We start from the raw sequence: 1,461 nt of genomic DNA on the forward strand, positions 1-1,461 counted from the left end.
GTCTTTAATATTCTCCATCTGGTAGTAGTTACAAAGAAAATCATAAATCCTATTGTGCAACTGGAAAAGGGGATGCTGACATTATCTGAGGGGAACTTAAACTATACACTGAAACTTGAGCATGATGAAACGGAAATAGGAAATTTAGCATTTGCTTTTCGCAAAACCCAGGAAAATCTAAAGAAAATAGTCAATTCAATTCAGGTTACCTCAGAACAGCTTTCGGCATCGTCAGAAGAGCTAACTGCGAATGCAGAACAATCTGCACAGGCAACGATCCAAGTAGCGTCTACTATCAGTGCGGTTGCGCAAGGTGCCGCCTCACAAGTACATGCTATTGATACAACGGTGACCGTTATTGAACAAATGTCAGCAGGAATTCAGCAGATTGCTGCCAATGCAAATGCAGTATCCAGTGTGGCTGATAGGACGAAAAATGCGGCTAGTCAAGGAGACAAGTCAGTAGAAGATGCAATACATCAGATGAATAGTATTGAGAAGTCTGTTTCGAACTCTGCCCAGGTAGTGATGAAACTTGGTGAGCGTTCGAAGGAGATTGGTCAAATTGTAGATACGATTTCTGGGATTGCAGGACAAACCAATCTGTTGGCACTCAATGCGGCTATCGAGGCAGCGCGTGCCGGGAAACAAGGAAGAGGCTTTGCGGTAGTAGCGGAAGAAGTTCGCAAACTAGCTGAGCAGTCGCAGGAAGCTGCCAAACAAATTGCGAACCTGATTTCAGAGATACAAACAGACACGGAAAATGCTGTTATTGCCATGAATGATGGTACACATGAGGTGAAAGTTGGTACTGATGTAGTAAATGCCGCCGGCGAGGCGTTCAAGGAAATTGTGTCGCTCATCGGCCATGTTTCTTCGCAAATTAAAGAAATTTCAGCAGCTATCCAGCAGATGGCAGCCGGAAGTCAGAGCATAGTGGCATCAGTTAGGGATATTGAGCGTATTAGCCGGGAAGCTGCGGGGCAAGCTGAAGCGGCTTCGGTGACTTCAGAGGAACAGTCAGCATTCATGGAAGAAATAGCAGCTTCTAGCCGAGCTTTGGCAACAATGGCTGAGGAATTGCAACATGCTGTTAGGGTCTTCAAAGTCTAAACATATTTATTAGCCTGTGATATGGCGTGTATCATGGGTCATGAAGAAAAAATCCGTTACGGCTTGAAAACAAGCGGTAACGGATTTTTTCCTATTACAGCTACAGCTCCAAAGCCGTAAGCTGCGTTATACTACTTGAGCGGGGCTAATGAAACTCAGGTTTATGTTTACGTAAGCCTATTAGATTTGTTATACTATACAAAATAAAAGTTTAAATCAAAGTTTATGTAATCAATATATATTTTGAAATACATTGAGGTGCAATTATGAATCGAGAATATGAAATAAGCGAGAGTCTACATGATAACCCCCATCCACCACCGAAACCGCCATGGTATAGGCGGGTAG

1 protein-coding gene is annotated in these 1,461 nt (G+C 43.3%); it reads left to right on the forward strand.

Translation table 11 applies throughout. From position 1 onward, the window contains the following. Positions 1 to 1,113 (forward strand): methyl-accepting chemotaxis protein (locus AC29Z1_RS06745; RefSeq protein ID WP_488270694.1); only part of this gene is annotated, 1,113 nt, incomplete at its 5' end. Between the last annotated feature and the right edge of the window lie 348 nt (positions 1,114 to 1,461).

It is taken from the genome of Sporomusa sp. (assembly GCF_057736855.1).